Origin of the sequence: Streptomyces kronopolitis (assembly GCF_050953795.1) — a bacterium.
In the GTDB taxonomy this organism is placed as follows: Bacteria; Actinomycetota; Actinomycetes; order Streptomycetales; family Streptomycetaceae; genus Streptomyces; species Streptomyces kronopolitis_A.
The window spans coordinates 6769653-6796365 of record NZ_CP191850.1 but is presented as its reverse complement, the minus strand read 5'-3'; the positions used below and the strand labels follow the sequence as shown (position 1 = coordinate 6796365).

The 26713-nt window shown below is 73.3% G+C and carries 25 protein-coding genes and 1 tRNA gene; 10 read left to right on the top strand and 16 right to left on the bottom strand.

Annotated elements, in window-relative coordinates; all coding sequences use genetic code 11:
• Positions 1-391 precede the first annotated feature (391 nt).
• The gene (locus ACQP17_RS29990; protein ID WP_433859080.1) at positions 392-1168 is read left to right on the top strand and encodes a L,D-transpeptidase family protein; all 777 of its coding nucleotides are present in this window, start codon (positions 392-394) and stop codon (positions 1166-1168) included.
• A gap of 102 nt (positions 1169-1270) precedes the next feature.
• On the opposite strand, the gene ACQP17_RS29985 is transcribed toward ACQP17_RS29990, so the two are convergent.
• The 3 genes from ACQP17_RS29985 to ACQP17_RS29975 all read right to left on the bottom strand — a co-directional run bounded on the left by ACQP17_RS29985 (position 1271) and on the right by ACQP17_RS29975 (position 6295).
• Positions 1271-2545, bottom strand: coding sequence for an MFS transporter (locus ACQP17_RS29985; protein ID WP_433859079.1), 1275 nt, complete (start codon positions 2543-2545; stop codon positions 1271-1273).
• A gap of 203 nt (positions 2546-2748) precedes the next feature.
• Positions 2749-4149, bottom strand: coding sequence for a glutamine synthetase family protein (locus tag ACQP17_RS29980; protein ID WP_433859078.1), 1401 nt, complete (start codon positions 4147-4149; stop codon positions 2749-2751).
• A gap of 82 nt (positions 4150-4231) precedes the next feature.
• A complete protein-coding gene (locus ACQP17_RS29975; protein ID WP_433859077.1) occupies positions 4232-6295 on the bottom strand; it encodes a SpoIIE family protein phosphatase in 2064 nt (687 codons plus the stop codon).
• Between the two features lie 206 nt (positions 6296-6501).
• Between ACQP17_RS29975 and ACQP17_RS29970 the strand changes: the two genes are divergently transcribed.
• From ACQP17_RS29970 to ACQP17_RS29945, 6 genes are all read left to right on the top strand, one after another.
• Positions 6502-7365, top strand: coding sequence for a TetR family transcriptional regulator C-terminal domain-containing protein (locus tag ACQP17_RS29970; protein WP_433859076.1), 864 nt, complete (start codon positions 6502-6504; stop codon positions 7363-7365).
• A 60-nt stretch (positions 7366-7425) separates the two neighbouring features.
• Positions 7426-8313, top strand: a complete 888-nt coding sequence (locus ACQP17_RS29965; protein ID WP_433859075.1) for a 3-keto-5-aminohexanoate cleavage protein — start codon at positions 7426-7428, stop codon at positions 8311-8313.
• Positions 8314-8363: 50 nt separating this feature from the next.
• A complete protein-coding gene (locus tag ACQP17_RS29960; RefSeq protein ID WP_433859074.1) occupies positions 8364-9335 on the top strand; it encodes a 3-hydroxyacyl-CoA dehydrogenase NAD-binding domain-containing protein in 972 nt (323 codons plus the stop codon).
• Positions 9332-9817: a thioesterase family protein gene (locus ACQP17_RS29955; protein WP_433859073.1), complete on the top strand. Its 486-nt coding sequence runs from the start codon at positions 9332-9334 to the stop codon at positions 9815-9817. Before ACQP17_RS29960 ends, ACQP17_RS29955 begins: the two co-directional genes overlap by 4 nt.
• A gap of 140 nt (positions 9818-9957) precedes the next feature.
• On the top strand, positions 9958-10290 hold the full coding sequence (locus ACQP17_RS29950) for a DUF427 domain-containing protein (protein WP_433859072.1): 333 nt from the start codon (positions 9958-9960) through the stop codon (positions 10288-10290).
• A gap of 32 nt (positions 10291-10322) precedes the next feature.
• The gene (locus ACQP17_RS29945; RefSeq protein ID WP_433859071.1) at positions 10323-11084 is read left to right on the top strand and encodes a DUF309 domain-containing protein; all 762 of its coding nucleotides are present in this window, start codon (positions 10323-10325) and stop codon (positions 11082-11084) included.
• A 97-nt stretch (positions 11085-11181) separates the two neighbouring features.
• Here ACQP17_RS29945 and ACQP17_RS29940 read toward each other — a convergent pair whose 3' ends face one another.
• The 6 genes from ACQP17_RS29940 to ACQP17_RS29915 form a co-directional block, all read right to left on the bottom strand.
• A complete protein-coding gene (locus ACQP17_RS29940) occupies positions 11182-12351 on the bottom strand; it encodes a D-alanyl-D-alanine carboxypeptidase family protein (protein ID WP_433859070.1) in 1170 nt (389 codons plus the stop codon).
• 216 nt (positions 12352-12567) lie between these two features.
• Complete coding sequence (locus ACQP17_RS29935) at positions 12568-13791, bottom strand: cytochrome P450 family protein (RefSeq protein ID WP_433859069.1); 1224 nt, start codon at positions 13789-13791, stop codon at positions 12568-12570.
• A gap of 201 nt (positions 13792-13992) precedes the next feature.
• Positions 13993-15213 (bottom strand): MAB_1171c family putative transporter, encoded by a 1221-nt coding sequence (locus ACQP17_RS29930; protein WP_433859068.1) that lies wholly within the window; start codon positions 15211-15213, stop codon positions 13993-13995.
• On the bottom strand, positions 15206-15817 hold the full coding sequence (locus tag ACQP17_RS29925; RefSeq protein ID WP_433860044.1) for a hypothetical protein: 612 nt from the start codon (positions 15815-15817) through the stop codon (positions 15206-15208). The genes ACQP17_RS29930 and ACQP17_RS29925 overlap by 8 nt, the downstream gene beginning before the upstream one ends.
• A 79-nt stretch (positions 15818-15896) precedes the next feature.
• Entirely contained in the window at positions 15897-16385 is a 489-nt protein-coding gene (locus ACQP17_RS29920) for a helix-turn-helix domain-containing protein (protein WP_249636284.1), read from the bottom strand.
• A 461-nt stretch (positions 16386-16846) separates the two neighbouring features.
• A tRNA-Pro gene (locus ACQP17_RS29915) sits at positions 16847-16920 on the bottom strand.
• A 164-nt stretch (positions 16921-17084) separates the two neighbouring features.
• On the opposite strand from ACQP17_RS29915, the gene ACQP17_RS29910 reads away from it, so the two are divergent.
• Positions 17085-17378, top strand: coding sequence for a YiaA/YiaB family inner membrane protein (locus ACQP17_RS29910; protein WP_189095771.1), 294 nt, complete (start codon positions 17085-17087; stop codon positions 17376-17378).
• A gap of 101 nt (positions 17379-17479) precedes the next feature.
• Here the strand turns inward: ACQP17_RS29910 and ACQP17_RS29905 are convergent, their stop codons facing one another.
• On the bottom strand, positions 17480-18403 hold the full coding sequence (locus tag ACQP17_RS29905) for an alpha/beta fold hydrolase (RefSeq protein ID WP_433859067.1): 924 nt from the start codon (positions 18401-18403) through the stop codon (positions 17480-17482).
• 398 nt (positions 18404-18801) lie between these two features.
• Here ACQP17_RS29905 and ACQP17_RS29900 point away from each other — a divergent pair, with 398 nt between their 5' ends.
• On the top strand, positions 18802-20106 hold the full coding sequence (locus ACQP17_RS29900) for an acyl-CoA dehydrogenase family protein (protein ID WP_433859066.1): 1305 nt from the start codon (positions 18802-18804) through the stop codon (positions 20104-20106).
• A 122-nt stretch (positions 20107-20228) separates the two neighbouring features.
• On the opposite strand, the gene ACQP17_RS29895 is transcribed toward ACQP17_RS29900, so the two are convergent.
• Genes ACQP17_RS29895 through ACQP17_RS29875 form a run of 5 tightly spaced genes read right to left on the bottom strand, consistent with a single transcriptional unit; the run spans position 20229 to position 24398 of the window.
• Entirely contained in the window at positions 20229-20834 is a 606-nt protein-coding gene (locus ACQP17_RS29895; protein WP_364875816.1) for a GAF domain-containing protein, read from the bottom strand.
• Entirely contained in the window at positions 20831-21451 is a 621-nt protein-coding gene (locus tag ACQP17_RS29890; RefSeq protein WP_249636287.1) for a GTP-binding protein, read from the bottom strand. The genes ACQP17_RS29895 and ACQP17_RS29890 overlap by 4 nt, the downstream gene beginning before the upstream one ends.
• Positions 21429-21827 (bottom strand): DUF742 domain-containing protein, encoded by a 399-nt coding sequence (locus ACQP17_RS29885; protein ID WP_433859065.1) that lies wholly within the window; start codon positions 21825-21827, stop codon positions 21429-21431. Before ACQP17_RS29885 ends, ACQP17_RS29890 begins: the two co-directional genes overlap by 23 nt.
• Positions 21828-21829: 2 nt before the next feature.
• Positions 21830-22279 (bottom strand): roadblock/LC7 domain-containing protein, encoded by a 450-nt coding sequence (locus tag ACQP17_RS29880; protein ID WP_364875811.1) that lies wholly within the window; start codon positions 22277-22279, stop codon positions 21830-21832.
• Entirely contained in the window at positions 22269-24398 is a 2130-nt protein-coding gene (locus ACQP17_RS29875; RefSeq protein WP_433859064.1) for a sensor histidine kinase, read from the bottom strand. The genes ACQP17_RS29880 and ACQP17_RS29875 overlap by 11 nt, the downstream gene beginning before the upstream one ends.
• A gap of 388 nt (positions 24399-24786) precedes the next feature.
• On the opposite strand from ACQP17_RS29875, the gene ACQP17_RS29870 reads away from it, so the two are divergent.
• Positions 24787-25431, top strand: a complete 645-nt coding sequence (locus ACQP17_RS29870) for a LysE family translocator (RefSeq protein WP_433859063.1) — start codon at positions 24787-24789, stop codon at positions 25429-25431.
• A gap of 69 nt (positions 25432-25500) precedes the next feature.
• Here the strand turns inward: ACQP17_RS29870 and ACQP17_RS29865 are convergent, their stop codons facing one another.
• The gene (locus ACQP17_RS29865; protein ID WP_433859062.1) at positions 25501-26700 is read right to left on the bottom strand and encodes an FAD-dependent oxidoreductase; all 1200 of its coding nucleotides are present in this window, start codon (positions 26698-26700) and stop codon (positions 25501-25503) included.
• Positions 26701-26713 lie beyond the last annotated feature (13 nt).

Genomic DNA, 26713 nt, shown 5'->3' with positions numbered 1-26713 from the left:
GGCCGGGGACGGCTCCGGGACCGGGTCGGGATCGGGTCCGGGCGGCCGTGGGATCGGGGACGGTTCCGGCGGGATGGGGTCCGGCGGGCCGGGCGGGCTCGGCGGGCCGGGCAGCGGGTCCGGGACGGGGTCCGGCGACGGGCCTCCCGGATCCGGGGTGGGTTGCGGATCGCGGTCGAGCGTGCGCTCGCCGCGCGTGTGCGGTTGCCGCTGCACGGTGGGCCTCCAGCATGAGACGTCTAGTGGCACATGGGCCCCGTACCCGAGTTTCGCCCGTCCATGGCCCCGGCGCACGACGGATTGCGGCGGACGGAGTGCGCGGGGGCCGGGGCGGCGGATGTGACCTGATCGGGCGGCGCCCCGGGAGCCCACCGCGCTCTACCGTGCGGTCATGCCCATGACGCATCACCGGACGACGCCCCCGGACGCGGCCGGGACCACCGCCGGCACGATCCGGGCCGCGGTGCTGCCGGCCGCCGCCGCGCTGCTCCTCGCGCTCTGCGCGCCCGCCCCGGCGGCCGCCCGGCCCGCGGACTCCGCCCGTCCGCTGCCCGCCCGTATGGCCGACACCGGGGGCGGCGGGCAGCTGATCACCGCCCGGGCGCGCACCCCGCGCGACACCACCGGGACGGTGACGTGGTGGGAACGCCGCAACGGCCGCTGGTGGCGGGCCGGTTGGTCCCCGGCCCGGTTCGGGGCCGGCGGACTGACCGAGGGCCGCACCCGGGTGCAGGGCACCTCGACCACCCCGACCGGGCTGTACGACCTGCCGTTCGCGTTCGGCCTCGCCCCGGCGCCGCCCGGCACCACCGTCCCCTACCGCCGGGCCGGCGCGGACGCCTGGTGGTGCGAGGACAACGCCTCGGCCTCCTACAACCGCTGGGTGGCACCCCTGCCGGCGGACTGCGCGGCCGCCGAGTCCGAACGGCTGGCGGACTATCCCACGCAGTACGCCCACGCCCTGGTCACCGGCTTCAACTACCACCGCCCGGTGCACGGCCGCGGCGCCGGGATCTTCCTCCACGTCCAGGGGAAGGGCGCCACGGCCGGCTGTGTGTCCGTACCGGCCGGGGCGATGGCGCGGATCCTGTCCTGGGTGCGGCCGTCCCGGCACCCGCACCTCGCCATCGGCACGGCGCACGGACCGACCGCGCTCACCCGCTACTGACGCCGTCCGGGCGGCACGGGGAGGCAGGCGAGGCAGGCAAAGGGCCGTCGCGCCGTCCGGCGTCCCGGGGGCCTCCTCGCGACCCCGCGGCGGGCCCGCTCCTCACGGCTGAGGGTCGCGGGCGTCGTAGCGGGCGAAGCCCCGGCGGGCGAGGCCCAGGCCGGCCACCACCAGCACACAGGCCAGACCGCCGCCGATCACCGCGGTGGCCGGGGAGGTCAGATCGGCCACCGACCCGGCCAGGAAGTCGCCCAGCCGCGGTCCGCCCGCGACGACGACGATGAAGACGCCCTGGAGCCGGCCGCGCATCGCGTCCGGCGTCGCGGCCTGGAGCATGGTGCTGCGGAACACCATCGAGACGGTGTCCGCGCAGCCGGCCACCGCCAGGAAGAACAGGCCCAGCCACAGCTGACGGGAGAGCCCGAAGCAGGCCACGGCCGCGCCCCAGGCGGCCACCGCCACCAGGATCGCCAGTCCCTGCCGGCGGATCCCACCGAGCCAGCCGGAGAACAGCCCGCCCAGTACGGCGCCCACCGCGGGCGCGGCGACCAGCAGACCGACGGTCTTGGCGTCCCCGCCGAACCAGAGCACCGCGACCGCGGGGAACAGCGCCCGCGGCTGGGCCAGCACCATCGCCGCCAGGTCGGAGAGGAACGTCATCCGCAGATTCGGCCGGGTGGCGAGAAAGCGCAGCCCGTCCAGGACGGAGGCCCGGCGCCGCGGCCCCTCCCCCTGGTCCGGTCGCATGGACGGCAGCCGCCACATCGCGTACAGCGAGCCGCCGAACGCCACCACGTCGATCAGATAGGCGGTCTGGTAGCCCCACAGGCCGACGATGACGCCGCCCAGCATCGGCCCGCCCATCCAACCGATGTTGCTGGTCAGGGAGTTGAGCGCGTTGGCGGCCGGCAGCTGCTCGGCGGGCAGCAGCCGGGGGATCATCGAGGAGCGGGCCGGCGAGTTCAAGGCGAAGCAGACGGCCTGGACGGCGACGACGGCGTAGAGCAGCCAGACCCGGTGGAATCCGGCCATGGCGGCGACGGCCAGTACGACGGACATCGCGGTGGCGCCCATGGCGCTGTAGAGGCCCAGGGTGCGGCGGTCGACGGTGTCCGCGATGGCGCCGCCGTACAGCCCGAAGACCACCAGCGGGACCAGCGCGCACAGGCCCACCAGACCGACCGAGAAGGTGGAGTGGGTGAGGGCGTAGACCTGGAGGGAGACCGCGAGGGCGGTCATCTGCTGGCCCATCCAGGAGATGGTGTTGCCGCACCACAGGCGGCGGTAGTCCGGGGAGGTGCGCAGCGGGGTCAGATCGGCGAATATCCGGGAACGCAGGGGTATTTCGCCTTTTTCGGCGGTCGTTGTAGGGGCCACGCAGCGCAGTAAAGCATGCCGTCGGAACGGAACGGGCAGCCGGGCGGGAACAGCCACTCACGGCTCCCGCCCCTTACCTCCCGCCGCCTTCCAGCGCGCCGCCCGGCCGCTCCACCGGTGGCCGCACGGACGTCGGCCGTCCGGTTCCGCGCCCGCTCCCCCGGGCCCCCGGATCCGTGCACGCGGCGGGAGCCCCGGGGACCTCACCAGCGCCAGCGGGTGGCCGCGGCGATCTCCTCGGGCTCGCTGTCGGCGAAGTGGGCCTCCTCCGCACGCCGCACGGCCAGTACCGCGCCGTGCAGCATCTCCCCCATCGCCTCGTGCAGCGGGGCCGACTTCTCCAGCCGGTCGGCGGCCTCGGTGAGGGTGGCGGGCAGCCGGACGATGCCGCGCCGGGCCCGTTCGCGGACGCCGAGCACGCCCGGGTCGCCGGTCTGCGGGGCGGGCAGCTGCGTCGCCGACTCGATGCCGTGCAGTCCGGCCGCGATGACCGCGCCGACGGCGAGATACGGGTTGGCGGCGGCGTCGAAGGTCTTCAGCTCGGCGTGGCCGCCGTCCGGGTCGTCGGGGGCACCGGTGATCAGCCGCAGCGCCGCCTCCCGGTTCTCCACCCCCCAGCACTGGTAGACGCCCGCCCAGTGGGAGGGCTGCAGCCGCAGATAGCTGGCGGGCGAGGGGCAGCCGAGGGCGAGCAGGGCGGGCAGGGCGTCGACGAGGCCGCCGAGGAAGGCCACCGCGTCGGGCGCCAGGCCCCATTCGGCGCCGGCGGCGCGGTGCAGGCTGGCGCCGTCGCGGTAGAGGCCGAGGTGGAGGTGGCAGCCGTTGCCGACCTGGCCGGCGACGAACGACGGCGCGAAGGAGGCGCGCAGCCCGTGCCGGGCGGAGACGGCGCGGACGGTCTCGCGGACCAGCACCACGTCGTCGGCGGCGCGGAGCGGATCGGCGGGGGCGGTGGTGACCTCGAACTGGCCCGGGGCGTACTCGGGGTGGAGCTGGAGGACGTCGAGGCCCTGGACGCCGAGCGCCTCGGTGACGTCCCGGAGGTAGTCGGAGAGTTCGACGACGCGCGTCATGCCGTAGGCGGGGCCCGCGCAGGGGTAATCGAGCACCTCGTCCGCGCCGCCGGCGGCCGGGCCGTGCCCCGCCGGGGCGCGGGTGACGATCCACTCCGTCTCGAAGCCCATCCGCAGTTGCAGGCCCGCCGCCGCGGCCCGTTCCACCATCCGCCGGGCGAACTGCCGCTGGCAGGCGGGGTGCGGCCGGCCGAGCTGGTCGTAGCGGTCCACCGGCGCCCAGGCCCAGCCGGGCTGGGCGGCGAGGGTGACGACGCGGTCCAGGTCGGGGATGAGCCGCAGGTCCCCGTCGGGTCCGCCGACGTGGTCGGAGGCGGTGATGTCGTCGTAGGAGGTGAACACGTCGAAGACCGGCGACATCCCCACGCCGCGCTGGGCCGCCGCCGCGAACCGCTGCACGGGAACGGTCTTGACGCGGGTGATGCCCGCGTTGTCCACCCAGGTCAGCGCGGTGTTCAGCACGCCTTCCGCGGTCAGTTGCGCCGCCAGCCGGCGGGCTTCCTCGCGCTGTTCCGGTGCCCGCGATGCCATAGAACCGTCCTCACTCGACCGTGCCGAACCCTCGGCGCCCGCTGCGCCGACTGCCGCCCGCCGCGGCCCGATGCCGCGCGGGTCAGGAGCAGTTGAACTCGCACCATACGCACTTTCCGCTGCCGCGCGGTTCCACACCCCACACATCGGCCAGGCGGTCGACGAGGAGCAGACCGCGGCCCGAGACACCGGCCTCCCCCGGCTCCCGGCGGCGCGGCAGGCTGCTGGAGTGGTCCTCGACCTCCAGCCGCAGCAGCCGCCCGACGCTGTGCGGCATACGGATGTTGACGACGGCCTCGCCGTCGGTGTGCAGCAGCGCATTGGTGATCAGCTCATCGGCGACCAGTTCGATCTCCTCGGACCGCTCGGCGGCGCCCCAGGCGCGCACCGCGGCCCGGATCATGTGCCGTGCGGCCGACAGTCCGTCGGGGTCGGCGGGCGCGATGTGCTGGCGGAACCGTCCGACGGTGTCGTGCTCCGGGACGCCGAGGCGGCGCAGCAGCAGCAGCGCCATGTCGTCCTCGCCGGTCCGCACGTCCGCCGACTCGCAGAGCCGGTCGGCGAGTTGCTGGACGTCCTGGGGACCGTCGCGGACCTCGCGGGCCAACTGCCGCATCCCGACGTCGAGATCGGTGCCGGGTTGCTCGACGATGCCGTCGGTGCACAGCAGCAGGGTGTCGCCGGGGGCGAGCTGCACGGTGGTCACGGGGTAGTCGAGCCGGCGGAATTCGGACGCGATGCCGAGCGGCAGCCCGCCGGCCACCGGCAGTCTGCGGCAGATGCCCTCGGCGTGCCGCAGCAGCGGGTCGATATGGCCGGCCCGGACGATCCGGGCCGAGCCGGTGCTCAGGTCCGCGTCGACATAGGTGCAGGTCGCGAAGCGCTCGGTGTCCAGCTCGTGGAGGAAGGCGGAGGCCCGCGCCACGACGGTGGCCGGGGCGTGCCCCTCGGCGGCGTAGGCGCGCAGCACGATCCGCAGCTGGCCCATCAGCGCCGCGGCCTGGGTGTCGTGGCCCTGGACGTCGCCGATGACGGCGGCGACCCGGCCGTCCGGCAGCGGGATGACGTCGTACCAGTCGCCGCCGATGTCCCGGCCCATGCGGGCGGAGCGGTAGCGCACGGCGATCTGCGCGTGCGGGACGCCGGGGATCCGGCGGGGCAGCATCGCCTGCTGGAGGCCCGCGGCGAGATCGTGCTCCTGGTCGTAGAGCATGGCGCGGGCCAGGCTCTGCGCGATGCTGCTGCCCAGCGCCAGCAGGACGCTGCGTTCCTGGTCGCGGAAGTCGCTCTCGCGCTCGAAGAACAGGCCGATCACACCGATCGGCCGGCCCTGGGCGATCAGCGGCAGATAGGCGGCGGAGTTGACGTTCAGCGGCTCGACGGCCGGCCACAGCCGCGGCCAGCCGTGCCGGAACTCCTCGCGGCTGGCCACGTACCGCGGGGTGAGGGTGCGGACCACCTCGCTCATCGGGAATTCGTCACCCACCCGCGTGTATTCCAGGTCCGGTACGAAGCTGCCCGCCTTGCCCTCGGAGATCAGCCGGATCCGGCCCGCCTCGACGAGACCGAGGATCACGTTCTCCGCGCCCAGCCGGCTCAGCCCCTGCTCGTCGGCGAGCACGGCGATCACGTCACCGACCGTCCGGGCGTGCGCCAGGGCGGCGGTGGTGCGCTCGACGACGCTGGTGTGCCGGCGGCGCTCCTCGTCGCCGGCGACCCGCTCCGCCGCGTGCGTGTACTCCTGGCTGGCGTCGCGGACCACGCCGATGATGCGGCGGGGCCGGCCGCCGCCGTCCCGGCGGATGCTGCCCTGACTGTGGGTCCAGCGCAGTTCGCCGTCGCGCAGCCGCACCCGGAAGTAGGCGCCGTAGGAGTCGCTGCCGTCCTTGAGGGCGCGCGCGACCAGCGCGTCCAGCCGGGCCGCCTCATGGGGCGGGAGGTGGCGCCGCAGGCTTTCGGGGCGGTCGTCGTAGTCCCCCGGGAGCATGTCGAACACCTCGAGGGCGGGCGCGTCCATGTGCATCAGCCCGCTGTCGAGGTCCCAGTCGAAGCCGCCCATCCCGTTGAGGGCCAGGGTCAGGTCCGGGTGGGCGGGCCAGTCGTCCGGCACCGACACGGTGGGCCGCTTCGCTCCCCGGTCAGCCATGACGTCACTTTGCCACATTCACCCGGATTGCGGCGTATCCAGCGTACCGGCGCGAAGCCGTCAGGCACGCCTTCGCTTCACACTGACTCAAGCATCAGCCGAGCCCCCACTCCACGCCCGGAATCCGCCGCAACAAGCTGATGAAGCCCCTAGCTCCTCCGTCACACCATTGCGATGATCTCAACACGCTGTTACGGTCCCGGACCATGGACGACTCCCCCGGAGCCCGGGTCACCGACGACAGCGGCGATGTCACGGACCGTGTCCGCCAGGTGATCGGCCGGCTCGGCTGCAGCCACCGCGAATTCGCCCGCCGGATCGTGATGGACCCCTCGAAGCTCTCCCGGTCACTGGGCGGCACCCGGCGGTTCACGCTGGCCGAGATCGTGCGGATCGCCGACATCGGCGCGGTCGACACCGGCTGGCTGCTCGGCGCCCCGGCCCGGCCCGCGCCGGCGCCCGACCGCGAGCCGGCGGCCGTCCCCGAGGGCGGCCGGCCGCTGCAGATCGTGCGGGAGACCGTCCGGCTGATCGCCGAACACGGCTTCCACGGCGTACGGGTCGCCGACATCGCGGCCGCCTGCGGCACCAGCACCGCCGCCGTCCACTATCACTTCCCCGGCCGCGACGAGCTGCTGGAGGCCGCGGTCCGCTGGTGCATGGACGAGGACACCGAACGCCGCGCAGCAGGCCTCGCCGAGGCCTTTGACGCGCACGCCGAACTGCTGCACCTGATCGCACTGCAGACCCCGCGCTCCGCGCAGCAGCGCCGCCAGTGGCTGGTCTGGCTGGACCTGTGGGCCCAGGCCGCCCGCTCCACCGCCGTCGGGCGGCTCCACGAGCACTACTACCGGCAGTGGCGCACCACCGTCGCCGATGTCGTCCGGCGCGGCGTCGACCAGGGCGTCTTCCGGGCCGTCGACCCGGAGTTCACCGCGCTGCGGCTGACCGCGCTGATCGACGGCCTGGCCACGCAGGTGCTGGCCACCGCGCCGGACAGCACCGGCCCCGACACCATGCACACCGCCCTGCTGGCCTTCGTGACGAGCGAACTCACCCCCGCCGACTGACGCCCCCTCCTGCCCTTCCCCCCCGCCCCCGAGGCACCCCACCCCACCGAAGGGATCCCCGTGAACAACGAGGTCATCATCACCTGTGCGCTCACCGGCGCCGGTGACACCGTCCGCCGCTCCCCGCACGTCCCGGTGACGCCCGAGCAGATCGCCGCCTCGGCCGTGGAGGCGGCCGCCGCCGGCGCCGCCGTCGTGCACATCCACGTCCGCGACCCCGAGACCGGCGACCCGTCCCGCGATCCGCGGCTGTACGCGGAGGTGGTCGAGCGGATCAAGGAGACCGGCACCGATGTCGTCATCAACCTCACCGCCGGCATGGGCGGTGACCTGGTGATCGACCCGGAACGCCCGCTGCGGCAGCTGCCCGGCACGGACCTGGTGAGCGGCCTGGAGCGGCTGCCGCACGTCGAGGAACTGCTGCCCGACATCTGCACCCTGGACTGCGGCTCCCTCAACTTCGGGGACGGCTCCACGCTCTACGTCTCCACCCCCGACATGCTGCGGGCCGGCGCCCGGCGCATCCAGGAGCTGGGCGTGCGGCCCGAGTTGGAGATCTTCGACACCGGTCAGCTGTGGTTCGCCCGGCAGCTGCTGGACGAGGGGCTGCTGGACGACCCGACCGTCTTCCAGCTGTGCATGGGCATCCCGTGGGGCGCCCCGGCCGACCCCGGAGTGCTCCAGTCCATGGTGCACATGCTCCCCGAAGGCGCGCAGTGGGCGAGTTTCGCGCTCGGCCGGATGCAGCTGCCGTGGGCGGCCCAGTCGATCCTCCTCGGCGGCAACGTCCGGGTCGGCCTGGAGGACAACCTCTACCTCAGCAAGGGCGTCAAGGCCACCAACGGTCAGCTCGTCGAGCGTGCCGTCCGGCTCACCGAGCTGCTCGGCGCCACGGTCGCCACCCCCGACCAGGCACGCGCCCGCCTGGGGCTGAAGCCGCGCGGCTGAACCGAACGCTCTTCCCCCCTCCCCGCCTCCCCCTTCTGGAGCCGCCCGTCATGTCCGAGACCACCCCCGCCCCCTGCGCCCCCGAGGACGTACGCCGTGTCGCCTGTATCGGCGCCGGAGTGATCGGCGGCGGCTGGGCCGCCCACTTCCTCGCCCGCGGCTACGACGTCACCGCCTGGGACCCGGCCCCCGACGCCGCGGAGAAGCTCCGCCGCCTGGTGGCCGCCGCCTGGCCCGCACTGGAACAGATGGGCACGGCCGAGGGGGCGGCGCCGGAGCGGCTGACCGTGGCCGGGTCGCTCGCCGAGGCCGTCGCCGACGCGGACTTCGTCCAGGAGAGCGCCCCCGAGAAGCTGGAGCTGAAGCGGTCACTGCTGGCCGAGCTGACCGCCGCGACCCGGCCGGGCGTGGTCATCGCCTCCTCGACCTCCGGCTACCCGATGACCGACATGCAGACCGCGGCCGACGACGCCGGCCGCCTGGTCGTCGGCCACCCCTTCAACCCGCCGTACCTCATCCCGCTGGTCGAGGTCGTCGGCGGCGAGCGGACCGACCGCGCGGCCGTCGACTGGGCGTCCCGCTTCTACGAGGTGGCGGGCAAGTCCGTCCTGACCATGGACCGCGAACTGCCGGGCTTCGTCGCCAACCGCCTCCAGGAGGCGCTGTGGCGCGAGGCGCTGCACATGGTCGCCAACGGCGAGGCCACGGTCGAGGACATCGACGCCTCGATCACCGAAGGGCCGGGGCTGCGCTGGGCGTTCATGGGCCCCTGCCTGACCTTCGCGCTGGCCGGCGGCGAGGGCGGCATGGCGCACATGCTCGACCACTTCGGCCCGTCCCTGAAATCGCCGTGGACCCGGCTGGAGGCGCCCGAACTGGACCGCGCGCTGCGCGACGCCATGGTCGAGGGCTGCGCGCAGGCGGCGGGCGACCGCAGCTACGCGGACCTGGTCGCCGCGCGCGACCAGGGCGTCATAGACGTCCTGCGCGCCACCGGCCGGCTGGGAGGCACCGCCCGATGAGCACCCACCCGCCGGAGCACCTCCCCCCGGAGGGCCTCCCGCTCTTCCGCCGCACGGTCCAGGACGACTGGATCGACTACAACGGCCACCTCAGCGAGGCCTACTACGTCCTGGTCTTCGGCTTCGCGACCGACGCCCTGATGGCGGCGGCCGGCCTCGGCCCGTCCTACCGCGAGCGCGCCGGCTGCTCCCTCTACACGGTCGAGACACATGTCCGCTACCTCCGCGAGGTGTCCCGCGGCGCCGAACTCACCGTCCGCACGACCGTGTTGGGGGTGGACGGCAAGAAGCTCCGCTTCCTCCACGAGATGTTCGACGGTGAGCCGACGGGCGAACCGGTGGCCACCGGGGAGCAGTTCACCCTGCATGTGGACCGGGCCGCGGGCCGCTCGGTGCCCCTGCCGGAGGCCACCCGCGCCTTCCTCACCGGCCTGGTCGCCCCCGCGCCGCCGTGGGCGGGACACGGCATCCGCGAGGTGTGAGGCACGGCGGGACACGGGCGGTGGCCATGACCGCCGCCCGTGTCCCGCCGCCGGATGCCGCGCGGGAGCGCCACCGTCCCGCCCCGGTGCCATCCTGGGAGGCGGGCAACGCCCCACCGATCCGGCAAGGAGACCCGACCATGAGCACGACGCAAGGCCACCACATCGACGTCACGCAGGGCACCGAGCACGTCCGCGTCGAGATCGACGGCCGGCTGATCGCCGAGAGCAGCCGCCCGCTCCTGCTCACGGAGACCGGCTACCCGGTGCGCTACTACTTCCCGCCCGAGGACGTACGGACCGAGCTGCTGGTCCCCTCCGACACGCACACGGTGTGCCCCTTCAAGGGCACGGCCTCCTACTGGTCGCTGCCCGGCGGCCCCGAGGACCTCGTCTGGGCCTACCCCGAGCCGCACGACCAGGTCGCCCCGATCAAGGATCACTTCTGCTTCTACGAGGTCGAGCGGGACTGACACCGGCGGGCCCCACCCCGCACAATCGAAGGGTGAACCCCGCGGACCAGAACCCCGACGCCCCGAACCCGCCCCCGTCCCGGACGCCCGGCACCCCCTGGGCGGGCGAGCAGGGCGGCGACCCGGCCTGCTGGCTGGACCAGGTGTGCGAGGCCTGCGGCCAGATCCGCGAACGGCCCGGCGGCGGGGCCTGTGCGTACTGCGGCGCGGGGGCGGCGGACGACACGCAGGGGGCGGACGGCCCAGCAGGGGACACCGCCCGCGACGGTGCAGCCGGGACCGGCTCCCGCCGCGCCCCCGAGCCGCCGACCGCGCCCCGCCGGGACCGTGACGAGGAGGGCCGGGCGCGCAGCGCCCGCCCCCGCGACGGGCTCGGCCGCCCGCTCCCCTACGGGTCCCCGGGGGTGGCGCGCCAGCCCGAGGGGGTGTCCCGCACGCCCGCACAGTCGCTGACGGAAGCCCAGCGGCTGCTCGACGACGGGATGCCGTTCCACGCCCACGAGGTGCTGGAGGACGCCTGGAAGGCGGCGCCGGAGGCGGAGCGCGAGCTGTGGCGCGGACTCGCCCAGCTCGCGGTGGGACTCACCCATGCGGCACGCGGCAACGCCGTGGGCGGCAGGGCACTCCTCGACCGGGGGACCTCGGCCCTCGCACCGTACGAGGAGGCGCCCCCCTACGGGATCGACATCGCGGGGCTCCTGGCCTGGTCCCGGGAGCTGACCGGACGCCTGGCCGGCTCCGGGCCCGTACCGGCCGCGGAGACCGCGCCCCGGCTCCGGACCGACGGCAGATGAGGAAGGGGCTCCGCGGGGACATGCGGAGCCCCTTCTTCGGGTCGTACGGCGAGCGACTCTTCGGGTCGTACGGCGAGCGACCGCCGGCGGTGGGGTCCTACGCCGTGCCGCGCCGTTCGCCAGCGCGACCGCGCGGCTGACGCCGGCCGGTCAGCAGCGCGCCCAGGCCGATCGCCGCGACGCCCGCACCGCCCGCCCCCAGGACCACGGCCGAGCGCCAGGGCGCACCACCGCGGACATCCGACCCGGTGACACCCGCTGCCACCGGACCCGGCCGGGCGCCACCGTCGTAGGAGGCGTTCACCGCGTGCAGGGTGCCCACCGGCTGGGCCTTGCCCTCGGCGTCAAAGCCCCAGTCCAGCAGCGAACCGGCTTCCTTGTAGACGCCGTTGGCCTGCTTCGACTGCGGATTCATCACCGTGACCAGCAGAGTGCGGCCGTTGCGGCGGGCGGCGGCGATCAGGGTGTTGCCGGCCCGGGAGGTGTAGCCGTTCTTCACGCCGATGATGCCGGGGTAGCGGGACAGCCCGTGCGAGCCCACCAGCATGCGGTTGGTGTTCTCGATCCGGGTGGCACCACCGGCGCCGGGGAACAGGGCGCTGGGGGTGGAGCAGTAACGGGCGAAGTCGGCGTTGGCGAGCCCGGCACGGGCGAAGACCGTCAGGTCGTACGCAGAGGACACCTGACCGGGCGCGTCATACCCGTCCGGGGACTTGACGGTGGTGTCGCGCCCGCCGAGCCTGCGGGCGGTCTGCTGCATCTCCCGCGCGGTGGTCCGCCAGCCGCCGTTCATCGAGGCCAGCACGTGCACCGCGTCGTTGCCGGAGCGCAGGAAGACCCCGCGCCACAGATCGGCGACGGTGTAGCTGCGGCCCTGCCGGACGCCGACGACGCTGCTGCCGGCCCCGACGCCCGCGAGGTCCGCCGAGCTGACCTGGCGCACGGTGCCGGAGGGGAACTTGGGCAGGACGGTCACCGCGAAGAGCGTCTTGAGGGTGCTGGCCGGGGCCAGCTTCCGGTGCGGGCTCTTGGTGGCCAGCACATTGCCGGTGTCCGCGTCGGCCACCATCCAGGACAGTGCGGACAGTCCGTCGGGCAGCCTCGGTATGCCGGGCGCGGTGACGGCCCGCACCCCGGCCTCGCCCGCACCGGACTGACGGGTCGTCGCCCCGTCCGCCGCGGCCGGTATGCACGCCAGTGAGACCCCGGCGGCGGCGAGCAGTACCGTCGACGCCGCCTTCTTGGACATCCGCGAGTGAAGTGCCATGACGTCACGCTATGGAGTGGAGCGGACACGCGCAGCACAGTTGAGCCAGACGGGCCACGAGAGTGCCGTTCGTTCGGCGTGTCGCGACTGCAAACGGCGCAAACGCCCAAAGGAAAGGCCCGCCCGGTGCGACGGGGGATGCACACCGGGCGGGCTCAGACACCTTTTTACCGCATGAGCGAACGGTTATGCCTCAAAAACTTGTTCGCTTGCCGTCTACCACGCGACGGGCAGCGAAATCAGGCCACGCGAGCGCAGGGACCTGCGATGCCGCAATTCACCACGCGGGACGTCCAGTCGCAGCCCCGGGAAACGGGCGAGGAGCGCCCCGATCGCGGTGACGGCCTCCATCCGGGCGAGCGGCGCGCCGAGGCAGTAGTGGATGCCGTGCCCCATGGCGAGGTGGCCGGAGAGGTCCCTGCCGCGGTCCAGCACATCCGGGGCGGGGAAGCGCGCGGGGTCGCGGTTCGCGGACGCGATCGACAGCAGCACGCTGTCCCCGGCCGGGATCCGTACGCCGCCGATCTCCAGGTCCTGGCGGGGGAAGCGGCGGATCGCCAGTGGACCGGGGCTGTCGAAGCGCAGGAACTCCTCCACGGTGGTCGGCAGTTCGGCTGGATTGTGCTGCAACTGACGCAGTAGTTCGGGCCGGTCCAGCAGACCGAGCACGGCGTTGCCGATGAGGTGGACGGTGTTCTCGTATCCGGCGAAGAGGATGAGGAAGGCGAGCGAGGTCAGCTCGTCCTCGGTGAGCCGGTCGCCCCCGTCGTCCCCGGGCTCGTCGTCGCGGACCGCGATCAGGTCCGAGAGCAGGTCGTCGCCCGGCTCGGCGCGCTTGGCCGCGATCAGCCCGGTGTAGAACTCCAGCATCGCCCCGATCGCGTGCTTCATCGCCTCCGGCCGGCTCGGGTCGGGGGTGATCAGCGCGTCCGACCAGGCCAGGAAGTCCCGGCGGTCGCGCTGCGGGATGCCGAGCAGATCACAGATCACGGTGATCGGCAGCGGCCCCGCGTAGTCGGCGATCAGGTCCGCGCGGCCGCGCTCGGCCATCGCGTCCAGCAGCTCGTCGGCGACCCGCCGCACGGGTGCCCGCAGCGTCTCGACCCGGCCCGGGGTGAACGCCTTGACCACCAGGCGGCGGACCCGGGTGTGGTCCGGCGGGTCCATGTTCAGCAGATTGGCGTCCAGCGCGGGCGGCAGCGCGAACCCCCGGTATCCGCCGGGCCCGGCATGGCGCTTGTCCAGGGAGAGCCGGGGGTCGGCCAGGGCGCTGCGGACGTCGTCGTAGCGGGTGACCAGCCAGGCGGGACTTCCGTCGGCGCCGGTGATCCGGTGCACCGGGCCGGCCTCGCGCAACGCGGCATAGGCGGCGTACGGATCGTCGAGGAGGGGCGTCACGTCGATGGGGGCGTCGGGGCCGGTCTCGGCGGTGTTCTGCATGGGCCCGACTCTAGGCCGTGTCTTTCGGATCACCCCGGGGCCGCTACGCCTGGCACGGCACCTCGCCGTCGTCCTCAGCCGCCCGCCGTCCGCGGTCCCCAATACCGGCGAGGACGGCACCGGTTCGAGAACCGGTGCCGCCTCGGTGGTACGGGCGGCCCGGACCCCCGTCCCGGGCCACCCCGTCTCAGGGGGTGGTGCTCAACCGCGCACCACCGCGCTGCGCTGCCGCAGTTCGGTGAGCACGGTGTCGATCAGCGGCGAGTGGTAGACATCCGCCACCAGGGCCAAGTGTTCGTACTCCGCGGTGAGTTCGACCGGTGCGCTGCCCTGGGCCACGACCACGCTGTCCGCGCCGTGCTGGGGCACATGACCCACCGCACGGTTCTCCAGACCGCGGCGGAGTGCGGCGGCCTCCGCGACGGCCGCCAGCTGCCGGTCGTCCAGCGCGACCGCGCGGGCCCGCTCCCGGGCGACATCGACCGCGTCGGACTCCACATGCCGCCGGATGCCGCGCTGCACGTCACGGATCTCCGCCATCTGCCGGTTGGCCCGCCACTCCAGATCGGCGAACGGCCATCGCACGGACCAGGTCGAGGTCTCCATCGTGACCTCGGGGGTCTGCGCGGTGACGGTCCGCCAGAGCGGGGAGAGCCGGCGCAGCCGCCGCCAGGCCGCGACCCGGGGACCGGCCGCCGGCAGCGCGAACCCGGCGAGGACCATGAGCGCCGCGACCGAAGCGCTCAGCGGCGCCACGCCGTTGGAGAGCCACAGCGCCGGATGGCCGGCCCAGGACAGGCCGAAGCCGATGACCTTGCACGCGCAGTAGACCAGGCCCAGCCAGCAGCCCGCGGCCAACACCCGCAGTCCGCGCGCCAGATGCGTGCCGCCGAGCCGGGCGGCGTAGCGCGGGCACAGCGTCCCCAGGGCCGCCGAGGCGAAGCCGAAGATGGCCAGGTACAGCACCAGGAACAGCATCACGCCCGGAGAGTCGGTGTACGCGGTGCTGAAGTCACGGGGATGCTCGACGGCGTCCGGCCGGCCCACCAGGAATCCGGCGACCGCCACCGCCCAGAGCGCGGCCACGCCCCCGACGGCGACCCGCGCCCTGACCCGCGCACGGGCCTTCCCGGCCGCCCCCTCCCCCGCCGTCCAGCGCAACAGCAACACCAGGGCTCCGGCCGCGAACACCACGACGGAGGAGTAGAGGAAGACCATGGCGAGGTTCGCCACCCCGGCCAGCCGGTCGAACGCGCGGTAGAGGCTCGGCGCGGAGAAGAGGAAGACCGTGGCCACCCCGCCGGTCATCACACAGGCCAGTCCCAGATCCGCGTTGCTGCGGTCACGGAACCAGGCGACGGACTTGTATCCGACGATGGCCCACGCGGCCAGTCCGAACGACAGATAGAGGGCGTCAAACACGCGAGCCCCCGTCCCCGGCCGCGTCCGCACCGGCACCTTCGGGTCCCGCGCCGCCGGCCGGAACACCCTGCTGGCGGCGGATGTGCTGGAGCGCGGGCCCGAGCGCCGCCGCCAGCTCGGCCGCCTGTCCCTCCAGCGGCAGTTCACGCTCGGCGGCGGACGGCGCCACCCGCTCCATCAGCAGCGTGCCGAGCACCTCGGTCTCCCGCTCGGCGAGGTTGTCATAGCCGTGATGCCGGGCGAAGCCCATCGTCAGGCCCATCCGGCGCATGGCGGTGGCGACATCGACGGACGGTGTCCACAGCTTCAGCGCGTCCTCGGTGACCGAGGGGTCCTGGTCGTGTCCCAACAGGAGGTGGCTCAGCTCGTGCAGCACGATGTGCGCCTGGTGCCACGGCGAGGTCTTGAGCTCGTAGAACACCCAGTAGCCGTCGTCGGTGACGGCCGTCATGCCGGAGACCACACCACCCAGGCTCATCGGCACCAGATGGACGGGCCGCGCCACCCGCGCGGCGACGACGTCACACATCCCGCGCAGATCGATTGCGGCAGGCAGCGCCAGCTCCTTGATCAGCTGCTTGCACCGCCTGCGTATCTGCCCCACTCGCATGCTCGTCCCGTCCTCGTGTCCGGACCGCTGCCAGGTGGCGAAGATCTGGCCGCGCTCAGCGGTCCGTGTCGACTCACTCACCGCGCCGGTCACCGCCCTGCTCCGGCGGGTCGGCCGGCAGATTCATCTGCTCCCGGAACTGGCCGATGATCGTCGTCAGGCTGTCCTGCACCTCCGGCGGCAGCCCGACGGAGCGCAGGGCGATGGCGCGCACCCGCTGATCGCGCATGGCGGCGAGGAAGCGCACCTCCTCCTCCACCCGCGCGGCCTGCGGCTGCGAGAGGTCCCCCAGCAGATAACCCACCGGCACCGCGAAGAACTTGGCCAGCGCGCGCAGCAGTTCCGGGCTCGGGTTCGTGCGCCTGCTGTTGCGCAGCATCGACAGATACTGCTCGGTCACCTTGACCCCGCCGTACTCCTCCGCTCCCCCGCTGATCTCCTCGGCCACGAAGGCATTGGTGTACGGGGCGCCGGGCGGGTGCATGTTCGCGAAGAGATGGTTGAGCCGCTCCGCGAGCGCGCTGCCCGCCCCCTTGGATCGGCTGTCGCCCCCCACGCTCATGCCCACCGTCCCCCCATCGATCGAGCCCAACGAACAGTTAAGGCACCGGAATTATCGGCCCCATAGTGGCACGCCGGGAACACCGTGCACCAGTCCACTTACAGACAGTAGGGGCCGACCGACTTAACCGGGAGTTGAGTGGCGGGGCAGTCATACAGAGCGTGAACAACCAGGCCCCGACGGAAGGCGACCGGCACCGCACCCCAACCGACCCCGCGGAGAACGACGTTCCTCCCCACCTCGCAGAAGCGGACACCGGGACGGGCGACGACTCCGCCCACGACGACACGCGACCCCGACGACCCCGCGCCCTATGGACGAACCGGACAGATGCCCCGGGGAACCGCGCGCGGGGCCCGGCTCCCCTCCCCGCGCCGCAACGGGCGGACAGACGCCCGGCAGGCATGCAAAAGAGGCCGCTCCCTTCTCAGGGAAACGACCTCCGACCTGCAAAAAACAAGTCGGGACGACAGGATTTGAACCTGCGACCCCTTGACCCCCAGTCAAGTGCGCTACCAAGCTGCGCCACGTCCCGATGCCCGTTCCGGCCGGGATGTCCCGGCTGACCGCGCACGAGAACAATACCGCATGTCAGAGGGTGGGTGCTGCCATTTCGTGGCGCGCGGCCCCACCTGGCCGGTCGGCGAGATGAGTACCCGTACTCATGCGCCGCTGTCACGGCGCCCGCACGCTACGCACATGACCACTCCATCGATTCAGCGGCCGACGACCACGGCCTTCTTCGTGCAGTCCGCGATCTCCTTCGGGCTCTCCCTGGTGGCGCTGATGATCGGGATCACCCGACTGCCTGTGGGGCCCTGGGAGCGCGGGTTTCTCGCCCTCGGGCTGGTTTTCGTGGTGTCCTCGGCCTTCACGCTGGCCAAGTGCGTGCGCGACCGCCAGGAGGTCGCGGAGGTGACGAACCGGGTGGACAAGGCCCGGATCGACAAGATCCTCATCGAGCAGGACGTCTTCCACCCGGGGAAGGTCTGACCGGCGGAGGAGGGCCCGGCCCCGCCGGATGACACACCCCGGCGACGGGCGGGGCGACGGGGACCGGGCCCCTCACCCGGGCCCCGCCCCTGACATCGGGCTCAGATGCGCTTGTCGAGCCAGGCCAGCAGGTCGTCCTGGACCTCGTCGCGATGGGTCTCGTTCAGGATCTCGTGGCGCGCGTCCGGGTAGGACCGCCAGGTCAGATCGCGGGTGCCCAGGTAGCGGAAGTCCTCCAGGAGTTCATGGACCAGGGTCATCCCCTGGTGGCAGGGATCCAGCGCGCCGACGGCGACGTGGACGGGCAGTCCGCGCGGGATGCGGACGAGGTGGCCCGGGTCGTTGATCTTGCGGATGGCGCGCACCCAGTCGAGGGCCAGCCCGGCGCAGAACGGGAAGCCGCAGTCCTCGTCGGCGACGTAGGCGTCCACCTCGGCGGTGTCGCGGGAGAGCCATTCGTAGCCGGTGCGGTGGGTGAAGGCGTCGTTGAAGGAGCGGAAGGTGCGCGGGATGAAGGACGACAGCGCACCGCGGCCGTGCTCGGCGGCCTCCGCCTCCAGTTCGGCGACGGCCCCCTCGATGTCGAGGCCGGGCAGCGTCCGGAAGGTGCCGGTGAGGATCAGCCCGGCGAGGTCGGCCCCGTACTCCTGGGCGTAGTCACGAGCCAGCAGCGAGCCCATGCTGTGGCCGAGCAGGACCAGCGGGACGCCGGGGTGGGCGGCGGCCGCGTGGTCGCCGATGCCCTTGAGGTCACTGACGATCGCCCGCCAGGAGTCCTCGCCGACCACCCCGCGGCCGCCGGTGGAGGGGGCGGTGGCGCCGTGCCCCCGGTGGTCGGAGGCGACCACGCCATAGCCGTGGCCGGCCAGGAAACGGGCGAAGCGGTCGTAGCGCCTGCCGTGTTCGGCGGCGCCGTGGGCGATCTGGACGAGGGCACGCGGGTGGCCGGACTCCGGGAGCCAGGTATAGGTGGCGATCCGGGCGTCGTCCGGGGCCTCGTGGACAGCTGGCTGCATGGCCTGCATGGCGTCGTCTCCTGACTGACGGGGTGGTGGCTGACGGGTCTCGGCGCCCACTCTTCCGCGCCGGGCGCGGGCACGCCATGGGACGCGCGCGACGGACCGGCCCGGCCCCGGGGGCGGGCGGCCGGGGAGGCGTGGGGTGGCGCGATTCCGGAGCCCTCGGAGCCGTACCCGGGGCATCGTCGAACCAGGGGTGGTGCGGCTCTCCTGCGCGCTTCAACTCTTCACCCTCACCTCACCAGTTGATGTTTCATGCGGCCCGGAGTAGGTATGCCAACGGGTATTGCACGGGGTAAGCGATAGCTCACGTTCCGGAACGTTCACTGCAGACGGCGCCGCCGGCGCCGTCCCGAGGCGGGTGCGCGGCCGGCACGGAGAAGATCGCGGAGGAGGGGCTCGTCTTGCATGGCTATTTCACGGACCAGAGACACGAGGCACTCCGCAGCCGGGTGCGGGATTTCGCCGAAAGGGAGGTCCGCCCCCGGATTGCGGAGATGGAGGAGAACCGTTCCGTGTGCCGCGATCTCTCGCGCCTGATCGCCCGTCAGGGATGGATAGGCGCCACCGTGCACCGCGCCTACGGCGGCATGGGCGCCGGTCACGTCGCCAAGACCCTCATCATCGAGGAGCTGTCCCGGGTCAGCGCCGCGATGGGCGCCATGGTGCAGGCCTCCCAGCTGGGCGTGGCGAAGATCGTCCACTTCGGCAGCGAGGAGCAGAAGAAGACCTGGCTGCCCGCGATAGCCTCCGGCGACTGCCTGCCGACCATCGCGGTCACCGAGCCGCAGTCCGGCAGCCATGTGCTGGGCATGGCCTCCACCGCGGTCCGCGACGGCGACGACTACCTCCTCAACGGCCGCAAGATCTACGTCGGCAACAGCCACGTCGGCGATCTGCACGGCGTGGTGGTGCGCACCGGTGAGGGCTCCAGGGGCCTGTCGGCCTTCCTCGTCGAGTCCGACAGCCCCGGCTTCCGGGTCGGCGAGCAGCGGCCCGCGATGGGGCTGCACGGCTTCAGCTTCGGTGAGCTGTTCTTCGACAACTGCCGGGTCCCGGCGGCGAATCTGCTGGGCCGGGAGGGCGACGGACTCTCGGTCGCCTACTCCTCCAGCGTGCTCTACGGACGCCCGAACCTCACCGCCGTCTCCCTGGGGATCCACCAGGCGGTGCTGGACGAGACGACCGCGTTCTGCGCCGAGCGGCAACGCTACGGCAAGCCACTGGCCGATCTGAGCACCGTCAAGCTCAAGCTCGGACGGATCCAGTCGCGGCTGCTGCTGGCCCGGCTGTCGGCGTATCACGCGGTGCACCTGCTCGACCAGGGGCAGCCGTGCGACGCGGAGTTGATGAACGCCAAGCTGGTGAACGTGGAGTCCGCGCTGGAGTCGGCGCGCGACGCGATGGACATCCATGCCGGGTGCGGGCTGTTCACCGACCGGCCGATCGAGCGCTTTCTGCGGGACGCCCACCACATCTTCGCGCCGGCCGGCACCTCCGACATCCAGCTGCTGCGGCTGGGCGAGCTGGCCCTGGGCCGGACGCACGGCGAGTGGTCCCGCCGGCTGGCGGACCTGCTGCGGCTGGAGCCCTCGGAATGGCCGGAGGACGAGCCCGCGACGGCGCCGGGTGAGGATGCCGCGGCCACGGTGCCGGTCCAGCGCACGGGAGGGTCGCCCCGGCGGCCGTGGTGCACCGGACGGACGTGAACGGCCGGCCGCGTCCCCGAGTCGCGGCCGCCACCGGCCCGGAGCCCATGCGGCGGCCCCGGGCCGGCCGTCCGGCACCAGCAGGGGCCGTACGCCGGGCTCCGGGGCCGGGAGCGGGCGGATCAGGGCGCGTCGGTGTGCTGCGCCTCCATGCTGTGGATCTGCTCGACGAGTTCGGCCGCCATCGCCTTGATGGTCTCCAGTCCCTCCCGCCCCCAGGGGCGCGGTTCGAGGTCCACGACACAGACGGTGCCCAGCGCCATCCCCGTACGGTCGATCAGCGGCGCGCCGAGGTAGGAGCGGATGCCGATCTCGTCGACGACGGGGTTGCCGGCGAACCGCGGATAGTCACAGACGTCCTCCAGCACCAGGGCCTTGCGGCGGACGATGACATGCGGGCAGTAGCCGTGGTCGCGGTCCATCACCCGGCCCGGCTGGGCGCTGGCCGGCGCCGGGCCCAGCTCGACGGCCCGGTCCTGGTCGGGCGTGTAGAGACCGGCGAAGTACTGCCGCCGCTCGTCGATGAAGTTGACCATCGAGTACGGCGCGCGGGTGGTCCGGGCGAGCTTGCGGGCGAACTCGTCGAACGCGGGCAGCGGCGATTCACCGATGCCCAGGGCGCGCAGCCGGGCGACGCGGGCGGGGGCCTCGTCGTCCTGCGGGGTGAGCAGCAGATGCCGGGTCGGGTCGTAGGAGACGTAGGGAACGCGGGAGGCGGGGTGGTTCATGGCAGCTCCGGGGTCGCGGCGAGGGCGGGGGTGAGCAGGTGCTGGACGAGTGCCACCAGGACGCGGGTCGCCGAGCTGCTCCGTCGGGCGTCGCAGAGCACGACGGGGACGTCCGGGGAGAGGTCTATCGCGCTGCGGACCTCGTCCGGTGCGTAGTGGTAGGCGCCGTCGAACTCGTTGACGGCGACGATGAAGCGGATTCCGCGCCGTTCGAAGAAGTCGACGGCGCCGAAGCACTGGTCCAGCCGCCGGGTGTCGGCGAGGATCACCGCGCCGAGCGCGCCGTTGGACAGCTCGTCCCACATGAACCAGAAGCGCTGCTGCCCCGGCGTGCCGAAGAGGTAGAGCAGATGCGCGGGGCTGAGGGTGATCCGGCCGAAGTCCATGGCGACGGTGGTGGTGCTCTTGTCCTCGACCCCCGCCAGGTCGTCGGTGCCGACGCTGATCTGGGTGAGGAGCTCCTCCGTGCTGAGCGGCTCGATCTCGCTGACCGCGCCGACGAAGGTCGTCTTGCCGACGCCGAAGCCGCCCGCGATCAGGATCTTGAGCGCGGTGGGGAAGACATCGGCCGCGGGATCCCCCGGGGCCGGGAGGTCACAGTCGTTTGCGAAGTCCATTCAACACCGCCTCCAGCAGGGCTCGGTCGGTACGGGACGCGGACCCTGCCGAAACGGCCGCGGGGGCCCGCGCGGTGAGCGCCCCGCAGTCGACGAGGTCGGCGAGGAGCACCTTGGTGACCACGGCGGGCAGCCGTATGTGGGCGGCGATCTCCGCCACGGAGACCGGCCCGCCGCACAGCCCCAGCACCTGGGCGTAGTCGGGGCCCTGGCAGGAGACGGGCCGCCGGCCGGTGGCCATCACCATCGTCAGCAGGTCGAAGTGCGCCGTCGGGCGGGTGCGGCCGTTGCTGATGGTGTACGGGCGGACCAGCCGGCCCGCCGCGTCGTCGTACCAGGGTTCCCCGCCCTGCCGCCGTCGGCGACGCACGGCCATGGTCATCGACCACCCGCGGGGGCCTGTTGGCGGGCGGGCGTGGACAGGTACGGGCGGACGCTCTTGACCAGCATCGACATCTCGTAGCCCAGGACCGCCACATCGGCTTCCCGGCCGGCGAGCACGGCCAGGCAGGCGCCGGAACCGGCGGTGGAGACGAACAGGAAGGTGGACTCCAGCTCGACGACGACCTGGAGGACGTCATCGCCCTCCCCGAAGCGCACCCCCGCGCTGCGGGCGAGGGAGTAGAGGCCGGAGGACAGGGCCGCCATGTGGTCGGCGCTGTCCGGGTCGAAGCCGTGGGCGGCCTTGACCAGGCCGTCCGAGGTCAGCAGGAGCGCGCTGCGGGCGTGCGGCACGCGCTGTACGAGCCCGGTCAGCAGCCAGGACAGGTCGGTGTGCTGGCCTCCCTGCAGTTGCGAATGCGCCTGTGCACGCACGTCACTCACCATGGTTGCGGTCGTCTCCTCGGGGGCGGGCCATCGGGGCGTCGTGGTCACGGTCGTAGAGAAGGTCGTCGCCGGCCGGGACGGCGGTGTCGCCGCCGTGAGCCGGGGGGATGTGGTGCTCGCCGGTGTCACCGGCGTAGCAGTCGTCGCCGAGGCTGAATCCGCGCCGGAAGGCCGCCATCAGGCCGGGGTCGTGCTCGGGCTCCGGGCCCGTGCGGCGGGTGGCGGACGGCAGGATCGGCTCGCCGCGCAGCTCGGGGACGAGGTGGGTCTGCTTGCGCCGCCGGGGCAGCCGGGGGCGGGCGCTGTTGTCCACCACCGGCGGCGCGGGCGGCAGGACGACCGGGCCGGGATCGGCCGGGAAGTCGGCGGGAGCGAGCTCGCGGGCTCGCGGCTCGGGCAACTGGGCGTCGGCCATGGGCACTTCAGGGGTGCGGACGCCGGAGGCGTGAACGAGTCGGCGACGGGCGGCGCCGGGGTCGGGCTCGGCGGGAACGGGGGCGGGTGCCGGGATCCCGTCCGTACGGTCGTCGTAACCGCGCGCCGCCAGGTCGAGCGCGTGGTCCGGGGCCGGGGCGGGGCGGGGGACGGCCACCGTCCACGCCCCGTCGACCGCTGGCTCACTGCGGTCACCACGGTCGGGAACGTCGTGCCGGTCGCGGAGGTGGTACGGGTCGTGGAGGTCGGGCCGGTCGTGGAAGTCGGGCCGGTCGTGCGGCTCGTGGTGGTCTCGGCGGGCGTGCCGGGCCGGGCCGGTGTCGCGGTCGTCGGGGTAGGCGGTGCCGTACCCCCCGTCCGGCTCCGGTGCCGGCCCGGCGTCCGGGGATTCGGCGGCCGCGGCGGACGCCTCGTCGCCCTCCCCCGCGGCCGGTTCGGCGCCGAGCAGCGCCTGGGGCACGATCAGGACGGCCTGCACGCCGCCGTAGATGTTGCTCTGCAGCCGGACAACGATGCCATGCCGCCGGGCGAGCGAGGAGACCACGAACAGTCCGATGCGGCCGTCGCTCAACAGCTCGGCGACATCGATGTGTTCGGGGTCGGCCAGCAGCCCGTTCATCCGGCGCTGCTCGTCCGCCGACATCCCCAGCCCGCGGTCCTCGACCTCGACCGCGAGACCGGCGGTCACGAGCTGGGCGCGCAGCAGGACCGGGGTCTGCGGGGCGGAGTAGATCGAGGCGTTCTCGACGAGTTCGGCGAGCAGGTGGATCACGTCGGCGACGGCATGGCCGCGCAGGGTGCCCTCGATCGGCGGCACCAGCTTGATCCTCGGGTACTGCTCGACCTCGGCGATCGAGGAGCGCAGCACCTCGGTCAGGGACACCGGACGGCTCCACTGGCGGCGCGAGATGGCACCGCCGAGCACGGCGAGGTTCTCGGCGTGCCGGCGGATGCGGGTGGCCAGATGATCGACGTGGAAGAGGCCCTTGAGCAGGTCCGGGTCCTCGACCTGGTTCTCCAGCTCGTCCAGCAGCTCGATCTCGCGGTGGACCAGGGACTGCAGCCGGCGGGCGAGGTTCACGAAGACCTCGACCTTCTGTTCGCTGCCGCTGGCGTTGCTGCGGGCGATGGCGACCGCGTCGATGACGGCGGACTCGGCGGCCCGGCCGGCGGCGGCGACCTCATGGGCGAGCAGGTCGAGGGTGTCGCCGGTGGGCGCGGGGGCCGTGTCCGGCTCGCGGCGCTGGAGCCATTCGCCCTGCCGCACCCGGTCCAGCAGGGCGTAGAGGTCGGACTGGCTGCGGGCGCAGACCTCGCGGAGCCGGTCGTAGCGGGCCACGGCGGCGCGGGACTCGGCGTGCGCGGCGGCGACCGCGGTCAGCACGATGACGCAGACCAGGGCGAGCCCGCCGGCCAGCACCACCCCTTCGCGCCCGGTCAGCCGGGCACCGCCGGACTGCACCACGAACGCGGCGACCGCGGTGCAGACGACGGCGACGAGGAGACAGGGCACGGCGGCGAGCCGGACCAGCCGTGACCGTATCGCCGCATCGGTGGCAGGATCGCGGTGCGGGGCCCGGCCGTGCCGTCCGCCGTCACGCTCCCGCCGCCGGGTGGAGCTGGGGACAGGAGCGGCCCCCGGGGAGCTGGGGGGTCCCGGGGACCTCTCAGGCTCCTGGGACATCTGGGTCCCCTGGGGGAATGCGGTAGGCATCGGCGCCCTCCGGATCGGCCGTTGGCAGTTCGCGGAGCACGCACGCTAGTTGTTGCGGGGGGAGTGTCCGGAGCCACTTCGGGCTTTCGCTACCCCACGCCACCTCCTTGAGTGGGCGATGCACGTACATCCGTACGACGTAATCCGAACTTCCGTCCAGCAAGGCGGAGTTACCGCTTCAGGAAGCGCGCCTCCGGGGGCTCACGACGGTGTCCGCGGCCGCGCGGCACGGCGGGCCCGGCCCGGTGAGCGGCGGACCGGGCCGCCAGGCATCCGTTGCCGCACGCCGCTCACCACTGACGCTGCCCGCGATCCGGCTGATTCAATGGCCGCCGAGGCGAGAGACGAGGTGAGAGACATGGTGAGCTACGACCGGATCCTGGCGTTCGCGGCGATGTCGCTGCTGGTGATCGTGATCCCCGGGCCCAGCGTGCTGTTCGTGATCGGCCGGGCGCTGGCCCACGGCCGGCGGACCGCCCTGGCGACGGTCCTGGGCAATGTGCTGGGCTCCTACCTCCTGGTGGCCGCGGTCGCGCTCGGCCTCGGCTCGCTGGTGGAGCGGTCCGTCACGATCCTCCTCGCCGTGAAGCTGGCCGGCGCGGCCTACCTGGTCTTCCTCGGCGTCCAGGCCTTCCGGCACCGTAAGGACATGAAGCCGGGGGCCGTGCAAGCGCCCGGGGCGACGGCCCGTGGTGATCTGCGGACGATCGCCGACGGCCTCCTGGTCGGCGTCACCAACCCCAAGGGCATCGTCTTCTTCGCCGCCGTACTCCCCCAGTTCGTGGACCCGTCGGCGGGCGGGCTGCCCGCCCAGATGCTGATCCTGGGCCTGGTGCCGATCTGCATCGGCCTGATCACCGACACCGTGTGGGGGCTGACGGCCTCGGCGGCCCGCGGCTGGTTCGCCCGCTCCGAGCGCCGGCTGTCGATGATCGGCGGGGCCGGCGGCTTCGCCATGATCGGCCTGGGCGTGACGGTGGCGGTCACCGGCCGCGCGGACTGACCCCGGCGCCCTCCGCCCTCGCCTCTCGCGAGCCTCGCGCCGCCGGGTGCGGCAGCCGGCGGAGCGGTATCACCGGCTGCCGTAGGCAGCGGCGGCGCGCCGGTACTCCTCCTTCTCCCGGCCGAAGTCGGGCACGTCGGCGGCGGTGCGGTCGCCCGGGCCGAAGACCCGGGCGAGGGCGTCCGCGCCGTCACCGGCCGCGGCCGCCCGGGGCAGCATGACCTCCTCGTACGCGGTCACCGCCGCGTCGACGGTGTCGTGGCGGGCCAGGGCCAGCGCGAGTTCACAGCCGTCGAGCATGGCGAGATTGGCGCCGTTGCCGCCGAAGGGCGCCATCAGATGGGCGGCGTCGCCGAGCAGGGTGACGCCGGGGGTGTGCGGCCAGGTGTGCGGGGCGGGCAGGACGAACAGCGGGCGGTGGACGTAGGGGCCGTCGTTGTCGGTGATCAGGAGGCGGAGCCGGGCGTCCCAGCCGGTGAACTTCTCCAGCAGGGCGGCGCGCACGGCCTCGGTGTCGCCGGGGAGGCCGGCCGGGCCGCCCCCGTCGCTCTCCTCGCGGACGGCTATGTAGGCGCGCACATGCCCGTTGCCGTTGCGCTGCGCGAGCAGGCCCTTGTGGTCGCCGGTGGCGAAGGTGTGCCCGTCGCCGACGAGCGCGGCGACGGCAGGATGGTCGGTGTCGACCTGGTCGAAGTGGGCCTCGATGAAGGTCACTCCGGAGTAGACCGGCACGGCCTCGCTGACCAGCGGGCGCACCCGCGACCAGGCCCCGTCCGCGCCGATGACCAGGTCGGCGTCGGCGGTCGTGCCGTTGTCGAAGGTGAGGCGGTGGGTGCCGTCCGGGCGGGCGGCGGCGGAGCGCAGACCGTGGCCCCACCGGACGGTGCCGGGGGCGAGGGAGTCGGCCAGGAGCGTGCGCAGCAGTCCGCGGTCGATCTCGGGAGCGGCGTCCTCGCCCGCCGGGGGCCGGTAGTCGGCGAGGACCTCGCCCTGACGGTTGAGGGCGCGCATAGCCTGACCCTCCGGCCGGGCGCGGGCGAAGAACGTGTCGAGCAGGCCGGCTTCCGCGAGGGCGATCTGCCCGGAGTCGGCGTGCATATCGAGGGTGCCGCCCTGGTCACGGGAGTCGGCGGAGGCGTCGCGCTCGTAGACGGTGACGGCGATGCCGTGCCGCTCCAGGACACGGGCGCAGATCAGGCCGCCGGGGCCGGCACCGATGACGGCGATGCGGGGTGCGGACGAGGGGGCGGGTACGGGTACGGCGTTCATGGCGGCTCCGTCG

Coding starts and splice junctions, on each gene's coding strand:
- ACQP17_RS29920 (WP_249636284.1), bottom strand. CDS start 16,385: ATGAGCGTGGGGGGCGACAGCCGATCCAAGGGGGCGGGCAGCGCGCTC.
- ACQP17_RS29960 (WP_433859074.1), top strand. CDS start 8,364: ATGTCCGAGACCACCCCCGCCCCCTGCGCCCCCGAGGACGTACGCCGT.
- ACQP17_RS29910 (WP_189095771.1), top strand. CDS start 17,085: ATGACCACTCCATCGATTCAGCGGCCGACGACCACGGCCTTCTTCGTG.
- ACQP17_RS29970 (WP_433859076.1), top strand. CDS start 6,502: ATGGACGACTCCCCCGGAGCCCGGGTCACCGACGACAGCGGCGATGTC.
- ACQP17_RS29865 (WP_433859062.1), bottom strand. CDS start 26,700: ATGAACGCCGTACCCGTACCCGCCCCCTCGTCCGCACCCCGCATCGCC.
- ACQP17_RS29885 (WP_433859065.1), bottom strand. CDS start 21,827: ATGGCCGTGCGTCGCCGACGGCGGCAGGGCGGGGAACCCTGGTACGAC.
- ACQP17_RS29890 (WP_249636287.1), bottom strand. CDS start 21,451: ATGGACTTCGCAAACGACTGTGACCTCCCGGCCCCGGGGGATCCCGCG.
- ACQP17_RS29905 (WP_433859067.1), bottom strand. CDS start 18,403: ATGCAGGCCATGCAGCCAGCTGTCCACGAGGCCCCGGACGACGCCCGG.
- ACQP17_RS29895 (WP_364875816.1), bottom strand. CDS start 20,834: ATGAACCACCCCGCCTCCCGCGTTCCCTACGTCTCCTACGACCCGACC.
- ACQP17_RS29880 (WP_364875811.1), bottom strand. CDS start 22,279: ATGGTGAGTGACGTGCGTGCACAGGCGCATTCGCAACTGCAGGGAGGC.
- ACQP17_RS29975 (WP_433859077.1), bottom strand. CDS start 6,295: ATGGCTGACCGGGGAGCGAAGCGGCCCACCGTGTCGGTGCCGGACGAC.
- ACQP17_RS29950 (WP_433859072.1), top strand. CDS start 9,958: ATGAGCACGACGCAAGGCCACCACATCGACGTCACGCAGGGCACCGAG.
- ACQP17_RS29940 (WP_433859070.1), bottom strand. CDS start 12,351: ATGGCACTTCACTCGCGGATGTCCAAGAAGGCGGCGTCGACGGTACTG.
- ACQP17_RS29980 (WP_433859078.1), bottom strand. CDS start 4,149: ATGGCATCGCGGGCACCGGAACAGCGCGAGGAAGCCCGCCGGCTGGCG.
- ACQP17_RS29935 (WP_433859069.1), bottom strand. CDS start 13,791: ATGCAGAACACCGCCGAGACCGGCCCCGACGCCCCCATCGACGTGACG.
- ACQP17_RS29870 (WP_433859063.1), top strand. CDS start 24,787: ATGGTGAGCTACGACCGGATCCTGGCGTTCGCGGCGATGTCGCTGCTG.
- ACQP17_RS29990 (WP_433859080.1), top strand. CDS start 392: ATGCCCATGACGCATCACCGGACGACGCCCCCGGACGCGGCCGGGACC.
- ACQP17_RS29875 (WP_433859064.1), bottom strand. CDS start 24,398: ATGTCCCAGGAGCCTGAGAGGTCCCCGGGACCCCCCAGCTCCCCGGGG.
- ACQP17_RS29955 (WP_433859073.1), top strand. CDS start 9,332: ATGAGCACCCACCCGCCGGAGCACCTCCCCCCGGAGGGCCTCCCGCTC.